General features: G+C 69.8%; 8 protein-coding genes. 6 read left to right on the forward strand and 2 right to left on the reverse strand.

All coding sequences use genetic code 11. The features are described from left to right. The first annotated feature begins 23 nt into the window (after positions 1-23). Positions 24-794 (forward strand): peroxide stress protein YaaA, encoded by a 771-nt coding sequence (yaaA, locus tag VOI27_RS03540; RefSeq protein WP_323763909.1) that lies wholly within the window; start codon positions 24-26, stop codon positions 792-794. Positions 795-946: 152 nt separating this feature from the next. On the opposite strand, the gene VOI27_RS03545 is transcribed toward yaaA, so the two are convergent. Then, on the reverse strand, positions 947-3,133 hold the full coding sequence (locus VOI27_RS03545; RefSeq protein ID WP_323763910.1) for a response regulator: 2,187 nt from the start codon (positions 3,131-3,133) through the stop codon (positions 947-949). Positions 3,134-3,296: 163 nt separating this feature from the next. Between VOI27_RS03545 and VOI27_RS03550 the strand changes: the two genes are divergently transcribed. Together VOI27_RS03550 and pbpC are read left to right on the forward strand one after the other, a co-directional pair. After that, positions 3,297-8,720 (forward strand): alpha-2-macroglobulin family protein, encoded by a 5,424-nt coding sequence (locus VOI27_RS03550; protein ID WP_323763911.1) that lies wholly within the window; start codon positions 3,297-3,299, stop codon positions 8,718-8,720. After that, positions 8,717-10,753 (forward strand): penicillin-binding protein 1C, encoded by a 2,037-nt coding sequence (gene pbpC / locus VOI27_RS03555; protein WP_323763912.1) that lies wholly within the window; start codon positions 8,717-8,719, stop codon positions 10,751-10,753. The genes VOI27_RS03550 and pbpC overlap by 4 nt, the downstream gene beginning before the upstream one ends. Positions 10,754-11,138: 385 nt before the next feature. On the opposite strand, the gene VOI27_RS03560 is transcribed toward pbpC, so the two are convergent. After that, positions 11,139-12,317, reverse strand: coding sequence for an acetyl-CoA C-acyltransferase family protein (locus tag VOI27_RS03560; RefSeq protein ID WP_323763913.1), 1,179 nt, complete (start codon positions 12,315-12,317; stop codon positions 11,139-11,141). 117 nt (positions 12,318-12,434) lie between these two features. On the opposite strand from VOI27_RS03560, the gene VOI27_RS03565 reads away from it, so the two are divergent. The 3 genes from VOI27_RS03565 (at position 12,435) to tdh (ending at position 15,389) form a co-directional block, all read left to right on the forward strand. Then, complete coding sequence (locus VOI27_RS03565) at positions 12,435-13,004, forward strand: XRE family transcriptional regulator (protein ID WP_323763914.1); 570 nt, start codon at positions 12,435-12,437, stop codon at positions 13,002-13,004. 166 nt (positions 13,005-13,170) lie between these two features. Then, on the forward strand, positions 13,171-14,358 hold the full coding sequence (locus VOI27_RS03570; protein WP_323763915.1) for a glycine C-acetyltransferase: 1,188 nt from the start codon (positions 13,171-13,173) through the stop codon (positions 14,356-14,358). After that, positions 14,355-15,389, forward strand: coding sequence for an L-threonine 3-dehydrogenase (gene tdh, locus VOI27_RS03575; RefSeq protein ID WP_323763916.1), 1,035 nt, complete (start codon positions 14,355-14,357; stop codon positions 15,387-15,389). The genes VOI27_RS03570 and tdh overlap by 4 nt, the downstream gene beginning before the upstream one ends. The last annotated feature ends 164 nt before the right edge of the window (positions 15,390-15,553 follow it).

The following is a 15,553-nucleotide window of genomic DNA, read 5'->3' on the forward strand; positions in this document are numbered from 1 at the left end:
TCCGGTCGAAACGGAGGGATGCGATGCTTGTGGTGATTTCCCCGGCCAAGCGGCTGGACTGGTCAGAGGTCGATGTCGAGACGACCGAACCTGCGATGCAGGACGAGGCGCTGCGGCTGGTCAAGACCGCGCGCAACCTGACGCTCGGTGACCTCAAGGCGCTGATGGAGCTGTCGGACGACCTGGCCAGGCTCAACCGCGACCGGTTCAAGGTCTTCGAAGAGGCTCCTGCGCCAGAGGCCACCCGGCCGGCGATCTTCGGCTTTGCCGGCGACACTTATCAGGGGCTCGAGGCGCGTACGCTGGACCCTGACGAGCTGCGGTTTGCGCAGGATCACCTGCGGGTGCTGTCCGGGCTCTACGGCGTGCTGCGGCCGCGCGACGCGATCCAGCCCTACCGGCTGGAAATGGGTTCGCGACTCAAGACCCGGCGCGGCAGCAACCTCTATCATTTCTGGGGCGACCGCATCGCCCGGGCGCTGAACGCCCAGGCCCAGGCCACCGGCAGCGCGGTGCTGGTGAATTGTGCCAGCCAGGAGTATTTCGGTGCGGTCGACCTCAAGGCGCTGAAGCCCCGGGTGGTGACGCCGCAGTTCTATGACATGAAGAACGGCCAGCCGAAGATCATCAGCTTCTTTGCCAAGAAGGCGCGCGGCGCCATGGCGCGCTATGTGGTGCAGAACCGGCTGCGCGCGCCGGAAGACCTGCTGGGCTTCGACCTTGGCGGGTATCGCCACAGCGAAGCGCTCTCGGCGCCGGACAGGCCGGCCTTTCTGCACGACGACCGGGGCTGACGGGCCTCGTGGTCTCCGGGCCTTTAACCTTCCGTTAACCTTCCTGGTGTCGTCGTGCCTGCGCACGCCGATCGGGCGGGGGGCGCTGCCCCCCGGACCCCCCGGAGTTCATCTGGCAAGATGAAGCAGCGGGTCGGGCTGCGGGGCGGCGGTCAGCCTGCCTTGATCGCGTCTGGATTTGGCGCATATCTGCTCAGCATTTCCTCGATGGCGGCGCGTTTCAGTGGCTTGGTGATGTAATCGTCGAGCCCGGCCGCCAGCAGCGCCTCGCGGTCGCCGGTCATGGCATGGGCGGTGCAGGCGATGATCGGGGTGCGGTGGCCGCTGCCCTCCTCGAGCCGGCGGATCTCGCGGGTGGCCTGCTTGCCGTCCATCTCCGGCATCGAGATGTCCATGAAGATCACCTCTGGCCTGAGGTCGCGGAAGGCGGCCACCGCCTCGCGCCCGTTGTTGGCGAACTGCAGCTCGACCGGCAGCGATTTGACCATCTTGCGAAATACCAACTGGTTGGTCCTGTTGTCCTCGGCCAGCAGGATCCGCAACTGCGCGCCGGTGGCCGCGTCCGGCGCGGCGGGCGGGGCGCGTGGCGGCGGAGCGGGCGCGGCGGGTGGCGCCGAGGTGACGCCGCTGAGCACGTCGAACAGCCTGCCTCGCGGCACCGGCTTTTGCAGCACGGCATGGAGATGGCGCGCCGCCGGGTCCTGATCGGCGAAGCCGGTGTTGGAGCTGAGCATGACGATCGGCATCTGGTGACCGGCGGCGCGCAGCGCCTCGGCCAGTTCCGGGCCGTCCAAATCGGGCATGTTGTGATCGGTCAGCACCAGGTCGAAGTCCGCGCCCCGCGCCACCTGGTCGAGCGCCTCGCGGCCGCTGGCGCAGCTTGCGGTCTCGACCTGCATCACCTGCAGCTGCTTTTGCAGGATCAGCCGGTTGACCGGCTGGTCGTCGACGATCAACACCCGGCGCACATGGCGCGGCAGCACCGGCGGCTGCACGGTTTCGCCCGACGGGCAGGGCAGGGTGAGGTTGAAGCCAAAGCTCGAACCCTCGCCCGGCACGCTGTCGACCCAGACCTCGCCGCCCATCAGTCCGAGCAGCCGCTTGGTGATCGTCAGCCCCAGGCCGGTGCCCTCGAACTTGCGGTTGCGGTCGGTCTCGACCTGGTTGAACTCGCCAAAGACATGGCCGAGCTTGTCCGGCGCGATGCCGATCCCGGTGTCCTCGACCGTGACATGCACCGCCGAGGTGCCATCGTCGCGCGGCACCCCGACCACCCGGGTGAGCACATGACCCTGAAGGGTGAATTTCACCGCGTTGCCGATGATATTGGTCAGCACCTGGCGGATGCGCCCCGGATCGCCGACGAATTGCGTCGGCAGGAAGATGTCGTAGTCGACCAGCAGCTCGATCCCCTTGTCGCGCGCGGCGGGCTGCAGCAGCATGACGATCTCGTGGATCGCGCGTTCCAGATCGAAGGGCTCGGGGTGCAGCTCCAGCTTGTCGGCCTCGATCTTGGAATAGTCGAGCACGTCGTTGATGATCACCAGCAGCGCCTCGCCGGAGCTGCGCATGGTGTTGACGTAGAGCCGCTGCTCCTCGGTCAGCTCGGTGTCGGTCAGCAGCTCGGCCATGCCGATCACGCCGTTCATCGGGGTACGGATCTCATGGCTCATGTTGGCGAGAAAGGCCGATTTGGCGCGGTTCGCCGCCTCGGCCCGGTTGCGCGCCCGGCGCAGGTTTTTCTCATATCGGATGGTCTCGGTGATGTTCGACACCATGCTGACCACGTCGCCGGCCTCGCCGCGCCGGTCGTGCACCTTGATGTAACTGTCGTTCCACAGCCGCAGGGTCACCGGGTCGGGGCTGGGCAGCTGCCAGCGGTTCAGCATCATCGCGCGCCAGTCCGCCGCCGTCAGGTCGCCGGTGTCGATGATGCCCTCCTCGGTGAGCAGCTGCAGAATGCGGGCAAAGGACACGCCGGGCTGGATCTCGTCGATGCCCTCGAACACCGAGAGATAGGCGGAATTGGCGAAGATCAGGCAGTGGCTGGCGTCGAAGAAGGCAAAGCCGTCCTCGATCGTCTCGACCGCCTGGCCGAGCCGGCGTTCGGCGACCTCGAGGTTCTGGGTGGCGCGGGAGAGATCGGATTTCACCCGCTGGTTCTCGTCGCGCACGGTGGCCACTTCGGCGCGTTTCTCGACGATCTCCTCGCTCAGCGCGCGGGCGTGGTGGCCGAGCTTGCGGTTGGCGGCAAAGAGCTCGGCCTGCTTGAGCTCGAGCAGGCGCTCCGCCGCGAGGCGGGCGCGGCGTTCCTCGGCAAGTTTGCTGGCGAGACTCATCGCCCGGCTCCGGAAATGCTGCGGCTCATTCCCGGCACCTTGGCGAAAAGGGGTGAACAACTGCTTAAACGCCGGCCACGGCCGGGCCCCGCAGCCCGGCGGGAATCGTTGCCAGAGCGGCGGGCGGCATGAGACAGTGCCGGCATTGACCGGAGGATTTTGAATGCGCCGTTTGCTCACCGCCCTGTCTTTTGCCCTCAGTGCCGCGCCTGCCTTGGCGCAGGATGTCCTGCCAGAGCGGCGGGTGGTGGTGTCGCGTGACGTGGATTTCTACGGCGCCGATCTGCAGGCGCTGTTCGACACCTCGCTCGAGGCCTGCCAGCGGATCTGCCTGGCGGACCCGGCCTGTGCTGCCTTCACCTTCAACAACCGCTCGAACGCCTGTTTCCCGAAATCCGCGGTCAGCGAACGGCTGGAGTACGAGGGCGCGCTTTCTGGCATGGTGCTGGCGACCGACCCTGCGGTGGCTCAGGGGGCCGTGGCGCGGGCCGAGGATCTGGGCTTCCTGTCGCAAGCCGATCTCGATGCCGCCCTGGCCCAGGCCCGGGGGCTCGGTGCGCTGCACATGGGGGGCAAGTGGACCGTCGAGGCATTGCTGCAGGCAACGCGCGACCAGGAGGCGGCGGGCAACCCGGCCAATGCGCTGCACTGGACCGGCGCGGCGCTGGCACAAAGCGATGCCGGCGATCTCTGGGTCGACTATGGCCGTCTGGCGCTCGCCGGCGGCGCGGCCGACGATGCGGGCGAGCGGCTTTCCGCGATGGCGCTCTCGGCCGCGGTCAACGGCTACCTGCGAGCTGCCTCCGATCCCGGCCGCATTGCCGCGCTGCTGCTGCTGGCCGAGGCGCTGGAGGCCGAGGGGCGCGGGGCCGACATGCTGCCGGCGCTGCGGCTGGCCGAGACGATCGCGCCGCGCGGTGACGTCACTGCGGCGCTGGAGGCGGCGCTTGGCAAATACGGTTTCCGGATCATCGACCACCGCACCGAGAGCGACCGCGCCGAGCCGCGGATCTGCGTCGAATTCTCGGAGGACCTGCAGCGCGCCGGGCTCGATTACACGCCCTATGTACAGCTGCCCGACCCCGGGCTCGTGGTCAGCGCCACCGAACGCGACATCTGCATCGGCGGCGTACGGCACGGCGCGCGCTATCAGCTGAGTTTCCGAAGCGGCCTGCCGGCGGCCTCCGGCGAGCAGCTCGCAGGTGACGTGACGATCACGCAATATGTCCGCGACCGCGCGCCTGCAGTGGCCTTTCGCGGCCGGGCCTACGTGCTGCCACGCGCCGCCGGGGCCGGTCTGCCGATCGAGACGGTGAACCTGTCAGAGGTCGACCTGACCCTGCGCCGGGTCTCCGACCGCAACCTGCTGCGCGCGATCCAGGACAGCTATTTCGGCGCGCCGATGGGCAGTTACGCCGAGCGCCGCTTCGAGCAGGAGGTCGGCGAGACGATCTGGCAGGGCACGGCCGAAGTCGAGAGCCGGCTGAACGCCGATGTCACCACCAGGCTGCCGGTCGGAGAGCTGCTGGCGGATCAGGCGGCGGGGATCTATGCGCTCACCGCGCGGGTGCCGGGGGCGGATGAATATTCCGACGACCGGGCGACGCAATGGTTCGTGCTCTCCGACCTCGGGCTGGCGAGCCTGTCGGGGACCGACGGGTTGCATGTCTTTCTGCGCGGCCTTGGAGATGCGGCACCGCGCGAGGGCGTCACCGTGCAGCTGATTTCACAGGCCAACCGGGTGCTGGCCGAGGCCGAGACCGATGCCTCCGGGCACATACGCTTTGACCCCGGCCTGACCCGTGGCACCCAGGGTTCGGCGCCGGCGCTTCTGGTGGCCAAGACCGGCGATGACATCGCCTTTTTGTCGCTGCAGGACCCTGGGTTCGACCTGTCCGACCGCGGTGTCGAGGGGCGCGAGCCGGCCGGTCCGGTCGATGTCTTCCTCGCCACCGACCGCGGTGCCTATCGTGCCGGCGAGGTGATCCATGTCACGGCGCTGGCCCGCGATGCCCAGGCGCGTGCGATCGAGGGGCTGCCGCTTGTCGCCGTGCTGACCCGTCCCGACGGGGTGGAATACGCCCGCCATCTGTCGAGCGACGGCACGGCCGGCGGGCATGTCTTCGCGATGCCGCTGGGCGCCTCGGTGCCGCTCGGCACCTGGCGGATCGCTTTGCATGCCGATCCGCAGACCCCGGCGCTGGCGACGCAGGCCGTGCTGGTCGAGGATTTTCTGCCCGAGCGGATCGACTTCGACCTTGCATTGCCAGAGGGCCGGCTGACCGCGGCCGACCGCCCCGAGCTCACCGTCGAGGCGCGCTACCTGTTCGGCGCGCCGGGGGCTGATCTGCCGGCCGAGGTGCGTCTGCGGCTGACCCGGGCCGAGGAGATCGACGGCTGGCCGGGGTTCCGCTTTGGCCGCCATGACGTGGCGTTCGAGCCGCGCACCGAGTATCTCGAGGGCGATCTGCGCACCGATGCCAGCGGCCGGCTGGTGACGCCGCTGAGCTTTCCGGAGGTTTTTGGCGAGGCCGCCGGACTGCCGCTGCAGGCCGAGGTTGTCGTCAGCCTTTCGGAAGGTTCCGGCCGCCCGGTGGAGCGCCGGCTGACCCGCGAACTGGCCACCTCGGGCCCGGTGATCGGCATCAACCCGCTGTTCGACGGCGTGCTGCAGGAGGGCGCAGAGGCGCGCTTTCGGCTGATCGGTCTGGATGGGGCCGGGGCGGCGACCGCGATGCCGGTGCGCTGGCGGCTCGACCGGGTGGAGACGCGCTACGAGTGGTACCAGCTGCACGGCCAGTGGAACTGGGAGCCGGTGGTGAGCCGCAGCGCGGTCGCGGACGGCGAGGTGACATTGGGCACCGCGCCGGTTGAGATCGGCGCCGACGTCGGTTGGGGCCAGTACGAGCTGGTGGTGGAACGGACGGGCGGAAATTACGTCGCCGCCTCGACCGCGTTCTGGGCCGGATGGTACGCGCCGGCCGAGACCGCCGAGACCCCCGACATGCTCGAGCTCTCGCTCGACAAACCCGCCTATCGCCCGGGCGAGACCGCCACCCTGCGGCTGGTGCCGCGTCATGCCGGCATCGCCCTGATCACCGTGATGTCGCACCGGCTGATCGGCATGCAGAGCGTCGCGGTCAGCGCCGGCGAAAATACTGTCACCCTGCCGGTGACCGAGGACTGGGGCGCCGGCGCCTATGTCTCGGCCATGGTGATCCGGCCGATGGATGCTCCGGCCGGCCAGACGCCGTCGCGCGCGTTGGGGCTGGCCCATGCCGCCATCGATCCCGGTGACCGCGCGCTCGACGTGCGGTTGATCACCGACGACACCGCCGCGCCGCGCGGCCCGCTGAGCGCCACGGTCGGGGTCGGGGGCATCGCGGCGGGCGAGACCGCCTTTGTCACCGTGGCCGCCACCGATCTGGGCGTGCTCAACATCACCGGCTTCGACAGCCCCGATCCGCAGGGCCACTACTTCGGCCAGCGCAAGCTCGGGGTCGAGATGCGCGACGTTTATGGCCGGCTGATCGACGGGCTCGACGGCGCCATGGGGCGGTTGCGCTCCGGCGGCGATGCCGGCGACAGCCTGCGCGCCAGCAGCCCGCCGCCGACCGAAGACCTTGTGGCGCTGTTCAGCGGCCCGGTCGCGGTCGGGCCGGAGGGCCGGGCCGAGGTCAGCTTTGACATCCCCGAGTTCAACGGCACGATCCGCCTTGCCGCCATCGCCTGGTCGCCCACCGGCGTGGGACAGGCCGAGCGCGACGTGCTGGTGCGCGACCCGGTGGTGGTCACCGCCAGCCTGCCGCGCTTCCTGGCGCCGGGTGACGAAAGCCGGATGCTGCTCGAGATCACCCATGCCGACGGGCCGTCGGGGCAGATGCGCCTTGCGGTCAGCGCAGAGGGCGTCAGCCTGGAGACCGGTGCGCTGCCGGAGAGCGTGACGCTGGCCGATCAGGCCACCGCGCGGCTCACCGTGCCACTTTCGGCGCAGGCCGAGGGCGATCACGCCATCACCGTCACGCTGACCACCCCGGCGGGCGAGAGCCTGAGCAAGCGCCTTGCCGTGCCGGTGCGCAACACCGACCCCGAGATCGCGCAGACCCGCCGCTTCAGCCTCGCCGCGGGCGAGACCTTTACCTTCGATGACAACATCTTTGCCGGCCTGGCCGCCCGCAGCGCTTCGGCGCTGATCGCCGCCGGTCCCTTGGCACGGTTCGATGCGCCCCGGCTGCTGGCCGCGCTCGAGCGTTACCCCTATGGCTGCACCGAGCAGATCACCTCTCAGGCGCTGCCGCTGCTCTATATGTCATCGGTGACCGAGGCGATGGGCCTGACCGAGACCGCCCGCCTGCAGGAGCGCATCGACCAGACCGTCGGCCGTATCCTGACCCGGCAGGCGCCGAACGGGGCCTTCGGCCTCTGGCGGGCGGAGTCCGGGGATTTCTGGCTCGACGCCTACGTCAGCGATTTCCTCAGCCGGGCGCGGGCGCAGGGCTTTGCAGTGCCGGACGCGGCCTTTCGCCAGGCGATGGACAACCTGCGCAACCGGGTGAACTACGCCCCGGATTTTGACGCGGGCGGCGAGGATCTGGCCTATGCGCTGATGGTGCTGGCACGCGAGGGCAGTGCCGCGATGGGCGACCTGCGCTACTATGCCGACGTCAAGGGCCGCGCCTTCGCCACGCCGCTGGCGGCCGCGCAACTGGGTGCGGCGCTGGCGATGTATGGCGACCAGACCCGGGCGGACGCGATGTTTCGCATCGCCATGGACAAACTGGCCCGGCGGCCCGAGACCGAGGTACCGCTCTACCGCACCGACTATGGCACTGACCTGCGCGACGCCGCCGGCGTCCTGTCGCTGGCGGTGGCGGCCGGCTCGGAGGCGGTGGATCGCGCCGCGCTGGTGCGACGGATCGCCGCCACGGGGGCAGAGCTCTCGACCCAGGAACAGGCCTGGTCGCTGCTGGCGGCGCATGAGATGGTGACCGATCCCGCCGGCGGGAGCATCAGCCTTGATGGCGCCCCGGTCTCCGGGCCGCTGGTGCGCCGCTTCGGGGCCGGCGCCGCGCCGCGCAGCATCACCAACACCGGCGGCAGCGCGACCGACATCACCCTCACCACCTTTGGCCGGCCTTTGGGTGCGGTCGCGGCGAGCGGCTACGGCTACCGGCTGGAGCGGCTGTACTTCACCCTCGAGGGCCAGCCGGTGACCGGCCCGGTGGCGATGGGCGACAGGCTGGTCACGGTGCTGCGGGTGATCCCAGCCGAAGAGACCGGCGCGCGGCTGATGATCGACGATCCGCTGCCGGCGGGGTTCGAGATCGACAACCCCAACCTGCTGCGCTCGGGCGATGTGCGCGGGCTCGACTGGCTCGATCCGGTGCCGGCGCAGCATGCCGAGTTCCGCAGCGACCGCTTCCTCGCCGCGGTCGACCATCAGGGCGCGCGGCCGTTCGAGCTGGCCTACGTGGTCCGCGCAATCTCGCCCGGCGATTTCCACCACCCGGCGGCGGTGGTCGAGGACATGTACCGCCCGCAATACCGCGCGCGCACCGGCTCGGGGCGGCTGACGGTGACGGAATGAGGCGTCTCGGCCTCTTCGCGCTGGTCCTGCTGCTTTGGGGCGCGGCGGCCGCGCGGGACGGGTTCGACGGCTGGGTGGCGGCGACGGTGCTGCCGCCGGTGCTGGCCGAGACCTCCGTCGAGGTGCGCGACCGCGACGGCCGGCTGCTGCGCGGCTACACGGTCGAGGACGGGCGCTGGCGGTTCTCGGTGACGCTGGACCAGATCGACCCGCTGCTGGTCGAGATGCTGGTGGCCTACGAGGACCGGCGGTTCCACGCGCATGCCGGCGTCGACCTGATCGCCGTGACCCGCGCGGTGGCGCAGGCGCTGCGCCACGGCCGGGTGGTCTCTGGCGGCTCGACCCTGACGATGCAGGTTGCGCGGCTGCTGGAGGACAGCGGCACCGGCGCGCTGTCGGGCAAGCTGCGGCAGGCACGGCTGGCGCTGGCGCTGGAACGGCGGCTGACCAAGCGCGAGATCCTGACGCTCTATTTCACCCATGCGCCCTATGGCGGCAATCTCGAGGGGGTGCGGGCCGCCACACTGGGCTATTTCGGCAACGAGCCGCGCCGGCTGACCCCGGCCGAGGCGGCGCTCTTGGTGGCGCTGCCACAAAGCCCAGAGGGCCGCCGCCCCGACAAGCACCGCGAGCGGGCTCTGGCAGCGCGCGACCGGGTGCTGGCGCGGATGCAGCGCTTTGCGGTGATCGATGACGAGACCGCGCAGGCCGCCCGGCACGAGCCGGTGCCTGCGGCGCGGCGGGATTTCCCGGTGCTGGCGGCGCATCTGGCCGACCGGGCGGGCCGTGCGGCGCCCTTTGCCGCGGTGCATGACCTGACGGTGGACCGCGCGCTCCAGGCCCGCCTCGAGGCGCTGGCGGCGCGGGCAGTGCGCGGCCGCGGGGCGCATCTCTCGGTGGCGTTGGTGGTGGCCGATCACCACACCGGCGCGGTGCTGGCCTCGGTCGGATCGGCCGGGCTGGGCGCGGCAGAGACCCGCGACGGTTTCGTCGACATGACCCGGGCGCTGCGCTCGCCCGGCTCGACCCTGAAGCCGCTGGTCTATGCCCTGGCCTTCGACCGCGGACTGGCCCATCCGCAGACCCTGATCGACGACAGCCCGGTGCGCTTCGGGGCCTACGCGCCGCAGAACTTCGACGGCCGGTTCCGCGGCGAGGTGACGGTGGAGCGCGCGTTGCAGATGTCGCTCAACATCCCGGTGGTGCGGCTGACTCAGGCTCTGGGACCGGCGCATCTGATGGCGGCGCTTCGGCGCTCCGGTGCCGCGCCGGCGCTGCAGGGCGGTGCGCCGGGGCTGGCGGTTGCGCTAGGCGGTCTGGGGATGACGCTGGAGGATCTGGTGCAGCTTTATGCCGCGCTGGCGCAGGGGGGAGCGGCGCGCGAGTTGCAGTGGCGCAAGGGTGCGGGGGCCGCGCCCGCTGCGCCGGTCACCGGTGCGGTCGCGGCCTGGCAGGTGGGGCATATCCTGTCGCGTATCGCCCCGCCGCCCGGCGCGCCGCGTGACTGGCTCGCCTACAAGACCGGCACCTCCTATGGCCATCGCGACGCCTGGGCGTTGGGCTACGACGGCCGGCATGTGGCCGGGGTCTGGCTGGGCCGGCCAGATGGCACGCCGGTGCCGGGGGCCTTCGGCGGCGAGATCGCGGCGCCGGTGCTGTTCGAGGCCTTCCAGCTGCTGAAACCCGCGCCGGAGGCCCTGCCGCCGCCGCCGCCGGCCACGCTGATGCTCCGCAATGCCGAGCTGCCGCAGCCCTTGCGGCACTTTCGCGCCCGGGACGGACAGTATCGCAGCGGTGACGGTCGGCTCGAGATGGTGTTTCCGCCGGATGGCGCGCAGCTCGCGGGCCGCGAGGTGACGGTCAAGCTGCGCCATGGCACGCCGCCCTTTACCCTGCTGCTGGACGGCGCGCCGCTGGTCACCGGCACGCGCGAGCGGGCGCTGCCGGTCGAGTTGCCCTCGGCGGGGTTCTCGCGGCTGTCGGTGGTGGACGAGGCGGGGGCCTCGGTGGCCGCGATGGTGTGGCGGCCCTAGGGTGGCGGAGGTGAAAGCATCCTGCGGGGTGGCGGAGGTGGGTTTGAAACCCACCCTACGCCGGTGGGGAAGATTGGAGCGCGTAGGGTGGGGTTTACCCCCACCGCCGTCTGGGCGTGCTGCCTTGCGTCGGTTCGATACCGTCGTGGGGGAGGTAGGTTGGAAACCCACCCTACATGGGCGTGGCCGGCGGTTGAGCTCGAGGTGCCATTTCGGGCGGATTACCCAACTATCGGCGGAGTTTGGCGTCACGCGCAGGGTCAGTCGCCGGTGTTGCAGGTCGAAGTCGGGTTAGAAACCGACCCCGAGCGACAAGCGGCTGCGCGCGCCGCGTGAGGCGGACAGGGCGGGGCTGTCCCCCGCCGCCGCCCGCAGCCGGAGCGCCTCACACCCGTTCGATGGCGAGCGCGATGCCCTGGCCGCCGCCGATGCACATGGTGATCAGCGCGGTCTTGCCGCCGATGCGCTCCAGCTCGTAGAGCGCCTTGACCACGAGGATCGCGCCCGTTGCCCCCACCGGGTGGCCCAGCGCGATGGCACCGCCGTTGGGGTTCACCTTGGCGGCGTCGAGCCCCAGCTCCTTGTTGACCGCCAGCGCCTGGGCGGCAAAGGCCTCGTTCGATTCGATCACGTCGAAGGTGTCGAGGCTCAGGCCGGTGCGCTCCAGCAGGTTGCGCACCGCCGGCACCGGACCGATGCCCATCACCTCTGGCCGCACCCCGGCATGGGCATAGCCCAGCACCCGCGCCCGCGGCGTCAGACCGGCGCTCTCGGCCGCGTCACCCCGCGCCAGGACAATCGCCGCCGCTCCGTCGTTGATGCCCGAGGCGTTGCCGGCGGTGACGCGGCCGTCCTTCTGAAACACCGCGCGCAGCCCGGCCAGCGCCTCGGCAGTGGTGCTCTTGGGGTGTTCGTCCACCTCGAAGGGCACCATGTCGCGCTTGACCCGCACCTCGACCGGCGTGATCTGCTCGGCAAAGCGGCCCTCGGCGATGGCCCTGGCGGCGCGCTGCTGGCTTTCGAGCGCAAAACTGTCCTGGTCCTCGCGGCCGATGCCGTGCTCGGCGGCGACGTTCTCGGCCGTCACCCCCATGTGGCCGGTGCCGAAGGGGCAATGCAGCGCGCCCAGCATCATGTCGAGGGTGCGGATGTCGCCCATCTTCTGGCCGAAGCGCTGCGACGGGTTGATGAAGGGTGCGCGGCTCATGCTCTCGGCGCCGCCGGCAAGGGCGAACTCCGCATCGCCCAGCATCAGCGACTGCACCGCCGAGGCCACCGCCTGGGCACCCGAGCCGCAGAGCCGGTTGACGTTCATCGCCGGGGTGGTGTCTGGGATGCCGGCCTCGATCGCGGCGGCGCGGCTGAGGTACATGTCGCGCGGCTCGGTGTTGATCACATGGCCGAAGACCACGTTGCCGATCTGGCCGGGCTCGACGCCGGAGCGCGCCATCGCCGCCTTGCTGACCTGGGTGGCGAGCGCGATCGGCGGGGTGCCGGCCAGCGCGCCGCCGAAGGTGCCGATGGCGGTGCGGGCGCCGCCGAGAATGACGATATCTTCAGACATGGGAGTTCCTCCGTTCGGGTCTGGCCGGAGTATGTCGGGCGCCGCGGCTCTTGTCAGCAGAACGTGGGGTCACGGATCGCGCTTGATCTGCCCGGGCTGCCGCGTCACTATTCCGCCATGACGGATACATCAGACGATATTCTGGCACTGCTGCCCGCGCGGCTGAAAGAGGCCCGGCGGGCGCAGGGCCTGTCGCTCGACGCGGTGTCGAAGCTCTCGGGCGTGTCGCGCTCGATGGTGAGCCAGATCGAGCGCGGCGAGAGCTCGCCCACCATTGCCACCCTGTGGAACCTGACCCGGGCGCTGCAGGTGGATTTCGCCGGGCTGCTCGAGAAGGAGGCGCAGGTCAACCGCATCGAGGTGCTGCGCGCCGACCAGATCCCGACGATCGACAACATGGGCGAGGGCTGCCGGATCCGCATCCTCTCGCCGCCGGAAGAGGCCGGGCGCAACGAGCTCTACGAGCTGCGGTTCGAGGCCGGCGGGCGGCTCGACAGTCAGCCGCACAAGCGCGGCACGGTGGAGATCGTCAGCGTGATCGCCGGCACGGTGGAAATCGCGTCTGAAGAGGCGGTGGCGCGGCTCGAGGGCGGCGACAGCGCGCGTTACGCCGCCGATTTGCGGCACTGCATCCGCGCGGTCGCGGGCGAGGCACAGGTGTTCCTGGTGGTGCAGGACGCCGGGTAGGGTGGGGGTGCAACCCACCCTGGCGCGGGGCGCAGTTGCAGGAGCGGTGGGTTGCAAACCCACCCTACGGCGTCTGTTATAATGGACATAATCCGTTAACCCGTAAATCCGCTATTTCGGATTGGCGTCTGTTGTGCTAGAAAGGGGCGACGAAAGGAGTCGCACCATGGCGCAGGCATTTCTCGAACATCTTACCGACACGCTCGACCAGATCGAGGCCGACGGGCTGAAAAAGACCGAACGGCCGATCACCGGGCCTCAGGGTGCCCGAATGCAGGTGGGCGGGCGCGAGATGATCAACCTCTGCGCCAACAACTACCTCGGACTGGCCGATCATCCGGCGCTGATCGCGGCGGCCAAGGACGCGCTCGACAGCCACGGCTACGGCATGGCCTCGGTGCGCTTCATCTGCGGCACGCAGGACCTGCATCGCCAGTTGGAGCAGAAGCTGGCAGAATTCCTCGGCATGGATGACGCGATCCTTTTCGCGGCCTGTTTCGATGCCAATGGCGCGGTCTTCGAGCCGCTGCTGGGGCCGGAGGACGCGGTGATCTCCGACGCGCTCAACCACGCCAGCATCATCGACGGCATCCGCCTGTCGAAGGCGCGGCGCTTTCGCTACGCCAATTCCGACATGGCGGACCTCGAGTCCAAGCTGAAAGAGGCCCGCGAGGGCGGCGCGCGGCATGTGATGATTGCCACCGACGGCGTCTTTTCGATGGATGGCTATCTGGCGAACCTGGGCGAGATCCGGGCGCTGGCCGACCGCTATGACGCGGTGCTGATGGTCGACGACTGCCATGCGACGGGCTTCATGGGCCCCAGGGGCGCCGGCACCCCGGCGCATGCCGGGGTCTCTGCCGATATCCTCACCGGCACGCTGGGCAAGGCGCTGGGCGGGGCGATCGGCGGCTATGTGGCGGCGGCGCAACCGGTGGTCGACCTGCTGCGCCAGCGCGGCCGGCCCTACCTCTTCTCCAACTCCCTGCCGCCGGCGGTGGTCGCGGCCGGGATCACCGCGCTGGACCTGGTGGATCAGGGCGACGACCTGCGCGCCCGGCTGTTCGAGAACACCGCCTATTGGCGCAAGGGGCTGGAACGGTTGGGCTTCGACCTCTTGCCCGGCGATCATCCGATCGTACCGGTGATGCTGGGCGAGGCGACACTGGCACAGGAGATGGCAGCGAAACTGTTTGACGAGGGCGTGTATGTCTCGGGCTTCTTCTTTCCGGTGGTGCCGCGCGGCGAGGCGCGGATCCGCACGCAGATGAACGCGGCGCTGACCCGCGCCGATCTGGACGAGGCGCTCGACGCCTTTGAGCGCGCCGGCAAGGCGCTGGGGGTGCTGGCATGAGAAACGACATGAAGGCGCTGGTGAAGGCCGAGGCGCGCGAGGGGCTCTGGATGCAGGATGTGCCGGTGCCGGAGATCGGCCCCGAGGACGTGCTGATCAAGGTCAACAAGACCGGCATCTGCGGCACCGACGTGCATATCTGGAACTGGGACGACTGGGCGCAGAAGACCGTGCCGGTGCCGCTGGTCACCGGGCATGAGTTTGCCGGCGAGATCGTCGAGATCGGCGCCCGCGTCGAGGACCTGAAGATCGGCCAGCGCTGTTCTGGCGAGGGTCACCTGATCGGCAAGCATTCGCGGCAGTCCCGCGCCGGCAAATTCCACCTCGACCCCGAAACCCGCGGCATCGGCGTCAATGAACAGGGGGCTTTCGCGCAATACCTGCGCTTGCCGGCCTTCAACGTGGTGCCGCTGCCCGACGAGATCGACGACGAGATCGGCGCCATCCTCGATCCGCTGGGCAACGCCGTGCACACCGCGCTGTCGTTCGACCTGGTGGGAGAGGACGTGCTGATCACCGGCGCCGGGCCGATCGGCATCATGGCGGCCGCGGTGGCCCGGCATGTGGGCGCGCGCCACGTGGTGATCACCGACGTGAACCCCGACCGGCTGGCGCTGGCGGAAAAGGTCGCCGACGTGGTGACGGTGAACGTGGCAAAACAGGCGTTGCAGGACGTGGTCGCCGGGCTGAAGATGAAGGAAGGCTTCGACGTCGGCCTCGAGATGTCTGGCAACCAGCAGGCGCTCGACCAGATGGTCGAGGCGCTGGTGATGGGCGGCCGGATCGCTTTGCTGGGCATTCCGCCCGGCAAGTCGCCGGTGGACTGGTCGCGCATCGTGTTCAAGGCGATCACGCTGAAAGGCGTCTACGGGCGCGAGATCTTCGAGACCTGGTACAAGATGATCGCGATGCTGGAGAACGGGCTCGACGTGCGCGGGGTGATCACCCATCGCTTCAAGGCCGGCGACTTCGAACAGGGGTTTGCGGCGATGCGGTCGGGTAACAGCGGCAAGGTGGTGCTGGAATGGTAGCGCGGTAGGGGGCGGCAGTGGTCACAGCGCCGTGGTTGGTGGTCGTTGCGGCGGCGGTGTGGGGGCTCTGCCCCCGGCCTGCGGCCTCCCCCGGAGGTTTATCTGGCAAGATGAACGGGGGAGACTGCGTTTCTGGTTGACGGGCGGCGGCGGGTTGCAGCCTT

Source organism: Marinovum sp. (genome assembly GCF_034669705.1).
In the GTDB taxonomy this organism is placed as follows: Bacteria; Pseudomonadota; Alphaproteobacteria; order Rhodobacterales; family Rhodobacteraceae; genus Marinovum.

Bases quoted from the DNA above. Each gene is read 5' to 3' on its own strand.
- yaaA (WP_323763909.1), top strand. From the start codon at position 24: ATGCTTGTGGTGATTTCCCCGGCCAAGCGGCTGGACTGGTCAGAGGTC.
- VOI27_RS03545 (WP_323763910.1), bottom strand. From the start codon at position 3,133: ATGAGTCTCGCCAGCAAACTTGCCGAGGAACGCCGCGCCCGCCTCGCG.
- VOI27_RS03550 (WP_323763911.1), top strand. From the start codon at position 3,297: ATGCGCCGTTTGCTCACCGCCCTGTCTTTTGCCCTCAGTGCCGCGCCT.
- pbpC (WP_323763912.1), top strand. From the start codon at position 8,717: ATGAGGCGTCTCGGCCTCTTCGCGCTGGTCCTGCTGCTTTGGGGCGCG.
- VOI27_RS03560 (WP_323763913.1), bottom strand. From the start codon at position 12,317: ATGTCTGAAGATATCGTCATTCTCGGCGGCGCCCGCACCGCCATCGGC.
- VOI27_RS03565 (WP_323763914.1), top strand. From the start codon at position 12,435: ATGACGGATACATCAGACGATATTCTGGCACTGCTGCCCGCGCGGCTG.
- VOI27_RS03570 (WP_323763915.1), top strand. From the start codon at position 13,171: ATGGCGCAGGCATTTCTCGAACATCTTACCGACACGCTCGACCAGATC.
- tdh (WP_323763916.1), top strand. From the start codon at position 14,355: ATGAGAAACGACATGAAGGCGCTGGTGAAGGCCGAGGCGCGCGAGGGG.